The 4,954-nt window shown below is 48.9% G+C and carries 2 protein-coding genes; both read right to left on the bottom strand.

Features of this window, described 5'->3' with window-relative positions:
* The coding region (locus ACLQ6D_RS00175; protein ID WP_411725225.1) for a type VI secretion system Vgr family protein at window positions 1-2,069 on the bottom strand (2,069 nt) is incomplete at its 3' end.
* A gap of 102 nt (window positions 2,070-2,171) precedes the next feature.
* Entirely contained in the window at window positions 2,172-4,928 is a 2,757-nt protein-coding gene (gene tssH / locus ACLQ6D_RS00170; protein ID WP_411725224.1) for a type VI secretion system ATPase TssH, read from the bottom strand.
* Window positions 4,929-4,954 lie beyond the last annotated feature (26 nt).

Below are 4,954 nucleotides of genomic sequence, written 5' to 3'. Positions count from 1 at the left end.
TCATCACCCTTGACATCCGCGCTACGGTTGCCATCGACACCCAACGAATCATTGCCCGTAACTGTCTTTGAAGCATTGCCAGAAACAGCTTCGCTTTGATTTCCCCCTACTGTCAGCGATTGATTCGCACCGACATTGGTGGACTGATTCGCGCCAACATCCGTACTCTGGTTTGCTCCGACATTGATGCTTTGATACGCACCGACATTGACGGTTTGATATGCGCCGATGGCAACGGCCTGGAACGCGCCGATGCCGATTTCCTGAGCGGCGCCGACACCGATGGTTTCGTTTATGCCAACAAGGTGTGTTCGTTGTAGGGCAACGGTTGCGGTTTCACTCGCGCCAACTGATTTAGTCCTGTTCGATCCGATGGTGATGCTTTCGTTAACGCCTACATTTTCAGTGCGGTTGTTACCGATGGTAATGGTTTCATTAACACCCACTTTTTCGGTGCGATTATTGACGATGGTAATCTTTTCGTCGTGCCCGACATCTTCGGTGCGGTCATGCCCGACTTTTGTGGTCTCGTCATTTTCGACGATATTGTCCTGGTTTTTTTCCGCATGGATATAAACCTGCTCCGAGCCTTTTTTGTCTTCCATGCGGATTTCATTGAAATTGGCGCCGCTACCGCCTAGGGAACTGCGGCTTTTGATGCCGCTTTGGGTTTTGTTGGCTGGCAGGGCATAAGGCGGAGTCTGGTCGCCATTGTACACCCGTCCGGTAACGATGGGCCGATCGGGATCGCCTTCCAGGAACTCGACAATCACTTCCTGGCCCATGCGCGGGATGTGGATACCGCCCCAAGTTTTTCCCGCCCAAAGTTGCGATACCCTAACCCAACAGGACGAATTTTCATTCTTTTTGCCGTAACGGTCCCAGAAAAACTGGAGCTTTACCCGCCCGTGTTCGTCGGTATAAATCTCTTCCCCTTTGGGGCCGACAACAACGGCGGTTTGCGGGCCTTGGACGATGGGCTTGGGCGTGATACGAGCCGCCCGAAACGGCGTTTTGCTTTCGATGGCGGTAAAATGGTTGGAATAGGTTGTTCCGCTGTCGTCACCTGCTTCAAAGCTATCGCAACGGATGCTATGGTTTACGGAAACCACCAAATATTCCCGGTTTTGATCGTCCCGTGGATAGCCAGCAAGGGTGAACAGTCCACCGGTTATGAGCCCCCTGGCGATACTCTGTCCCTGCGCTTGCTCGTATTGGGCATGCAGTTCCTGAATGCGGGTACGCGCATAAGTGCGGCCATCCCCGCCTTCTACGTAAGCGCCTGGGTAATCGTATATCTCGTGTACGGCTTCATTGTGTTCCTTAGAAACTTTAGAATTAACCTTCAAATCCGCGCCTGGTTTGACAAAATCGTATTCATTCAGCGCATACGTACACGGTTGAAGTTGCTTTTTAAGGTGCCAGCCGCTTATACACTCCTCATCGCGTAGCGCGGTCTTATCGGGAGGGTAATAATGTATCTCTTCGTAATCAGGGATGCTTTCATGGATGTGTGGATCATCTACCAATAGAAGTGTATGCTTTCCATCTTCATGCTTATGGTAGTAATACATCCCTTCCTGTTCCATCATGCGGCTGATAAAATTAAAGTCCGTCTCGCGGTATTGGACGCAATAATCCCATTTCCGGTAAGTAGCCCTAGTGTTGTCTTCAAACATTCCGTAATCGAAGTCTTTGAATACTTCTAGGATAATTTCCGGGACGGTTTTGTTTTGAAAAATCCGGCAATCGGAAGTGCGCGTCAAAAACCACAGCCACGGATGAACGGTCGCAAAGTACCGGGCATAATGACCCTCATCGACGGCTTGAGAAATGCTGCTGACGTAGCCGTTAAAGTAACGCTTTTTGTCGCCAGCCAGATTGAGCCGGATCGTGACATTTTGGCCTAACAGGTCTTCGAATTTGATGTTTTCGGTACTAAGCAGTTCTAAATCGATGACAAACAGGCGCCCTAATTCTTCAGTCATGGTCATATCGCGAACTAATAGCACATCTGCCCCGAGCGGGGTGACGATTTCTATTTCACGGTTTTTCTGTGTTACCGCCATAAAGTTAGCCTGATCAAGTCGTTTTAGATAGGGCTTAATTTTTCCGCAATTCAGCCACTACGGTTCTGATTAAATCACCTGTTTTTAGAGATTCCCTTTAGTTTATTCAAATTGATAGTTAAATTCTCCTTCTTTTACCGAAATGCTTATATTGGATATAGATTCTCCTGACATCATTTTTGTCAAAAACTCCTGACTAATTGTCGGTAATAAAGTGTTAGTCAGGATCGCGTCCACGACCCTGGCTCCACTTTCAAGTTCGGAACAGCGGTCGACAATTAACCGGGTGACTTCTTCATTATAAGTAAACGGTATGCCGTGATTTGCCTTGATTCTTTTTTCGATACGGCCCAGTTGCAGCTTGATAATCGCTTTAAGCATCTCGTCGCTTAAGGGGTAATAAGGTATTGTCACCAGTCGTCCCAGTAACGCGGCTGGAAATATTTTCAACAAAGGCTCACGCAAAGCCTTGGCTATCCCTTCGGGATCAGGCATCAATTCAGGGTCTTTGCACAGGTTCATGATTAAATCCGTACCTGCGTTGGAAGTCAGGAGGATAATCGTATTTTTGAAGTCGATATAACGGCCTTCTGCATCTTCCATCCAGCCCTTATCAAATACCTGGAAGAATATTTCATGGACATCGGGATGTGCTTTTTCGACTTCATCCAGCAAAATGACGCTATAAGGCCTGCGGCGCACCGCTTCAGTCAGGATACCGCCTTCACCATAACCGACATATCCGGGCGGCGAACCTTTAAGCGTGGATACGGCATGGGCTTCTTGATATTCGCTCATATTGATGGTGATGATATTTTCTTCACCACCATAAAGCGCCTCGGCCAGAGCGAGGCCAGTTTCGGTTTTGCCGACGCCGGAAGGCCCGCACAGCATAAAAACGCCAATGGGTTTGCCAGGATTGTCCAAACTTGCGCGTGAAGTTTGCACACGCCGAGCAATCATATCCAGGGCATGACGTTGGCCTATCACCCTTTGGTTTAAGGTTTCACCCAATTTGAGTATGGCTTCAATTTCGTTCTTGACCATACGCCCGACCGGAATGCCCGTCCAATCGGCGATGACCGAGGCAATAGCCTGACTATCGACAGTCGGAAAAATTAAAGGCCGTTCTCCCTGGATTTGAATGAGTTGATTTTGCAATTCTTTTAGCTGGCTAAGAAATTCATTGCGTTTGCTTTCATCTAGGGTTTCGGTTTCGATAGTTTCAGCATTATGCACGACTTGGTCTGCACTAATGCTATCTGCGACTTGTTCCAATGTACTTTGAGTGCCTTCTACTTTATTGACGACACCCCGTAGCTTCGCCCTTAAATCAAGGATTTTCTCCACCAACGTTTTTTCGTTCTGCCAGCGTTGTTCCAGTTCGATTAAGCGTTGTTGCTCCTCTGCCAATTTTGTTTGGACATTATTTTTGCGTTCTGCTGTAACAATACCAACGGCAGTTTCTCTATCGATAATGCCTGATTCGACATTAAGCGCCTCGATTCTTCGGCGGCAATCATCGACTTCTGCAGGAACTGCATTTTGGCTGATAGCCACTCGGGCGCAGGCGGTATCCAATACGCTGACCGATTTGTCCGGCAATTGCCGGTCAGGGATATAACGATGGGACAGTTTGACCGAACCCTCCAATGCTTCATCCAATAATAAGATTTGATGATGTTTTTCCATCACGGACGCAACGCCGCGCATCATCAACAGTGCTTTTTCCTCAGTGGGCTCATCAACTTTGACCACCTGGAAACGCCGCGTTAAAGCGGGATCTTTCTCGAAATGTTTTTTGTATTCGGCCCACGTTGTCGCCGCAATAGTCCTTAATGTACCACGCGCCAAGGCGGGTTTGAGCAGATTGGCGGCATCGCCTGTACCCGCCGCCCCTCCTGCCCCGATCAAGGTATGGGCTTCATCAATAAATAGTATGATTGGCTTTTCAGAGGCTTGGACTTCTTCGATTACTTGTTTTAGCCGATTTTCAAACTCACCCTTCATGCTGGCTCCAGCTTGCAATAGGCCTAAGTCCAAGGTGCGGATGCTCACCTCGGCAAGCGGCGGCGGCACTTCACCTGCAGCGATCCGCAAGGCAAACCCTTCCGCTATCGCCGTTTTGCCAACCCCTGCCTCACCGACCAGGATAGGGTTGTTCTGCCGACGGCGCATCAGGATATCGACGACTTGCCGGATTTCTTCGTCCCGGCCTACTATCGGGTCTAACTTGCCAGTGCGGGCGGCTTCGGTCAGATCGACGGAAAATTGCTTTAACGCCGCCTGTTTACCCAAAGGTGCAGACGGCATTGCCCCGGAATATTCACCCGGTGCCGCCGCCCCAGCAAGTTTGTTGCCGTCGTGGGCTTGCAACGCCTCTTCAGGTGATCCTGATACGATGGCCGAAAATTCATCCAACAGAGTATCGGCATTAATTTTTTTGAATTGTGAGGAAATCGCGTTTAAGGCGTTACGTAAATCGGAGGTTTTTACAATTCCTACAATTAAATGCCCGGTGCGTACTTGGTTGCTGTTGTACATTAAGCTGGCATATAACCATCCCTGTTGGACGGCTTCCTGGACATGCGAAGATAAGTCGGAAATGGATGTGGAACCTGCGGGGAGTCGATCCAGGGCTTCGATAAAATCACGCGCCAAATGCGAAGGGTTAAGTTCAAACCGTTTGATGACGCGATGCAGGTCGGAATCCTGTAACTGTAGGATTTGATGCAGCCAATGTATCAGTTCAACATAAGGATTGCCGCGTATTTTACAAAAAACGGTGGCGCTGTCGATACCTTTGTAAGCGAGGTTATTGAGTTTACCGAACAAGGCCGTGCGGCTGATTGCGGTCATACTATTTTCTCCCTGGCGAGATACAA

The sequence above is a fragment of the Methyloglobulus sp. genome (assembly GCF_046714055.1).
Lineage (GTDB): Bacteria > Pseudomonadota > Gammaproteobacteria > Methylococcales > Methylomonadaceae > Methyloglobulus.
The sequence above is the reverse complement of the archived record's forward strand: the minus strand, read 5'-3'. Positions and strand labels throughout refer to the sequence as shown.

Coding starts and splice junctions, on each gene's coding strand:
- tssH (WP_411725224.1), bottom strand. CDS start 4,928: ATGACCGCAATCAGCCGCACGGCCTTGTTCGGTAAACTCAATAACCTC.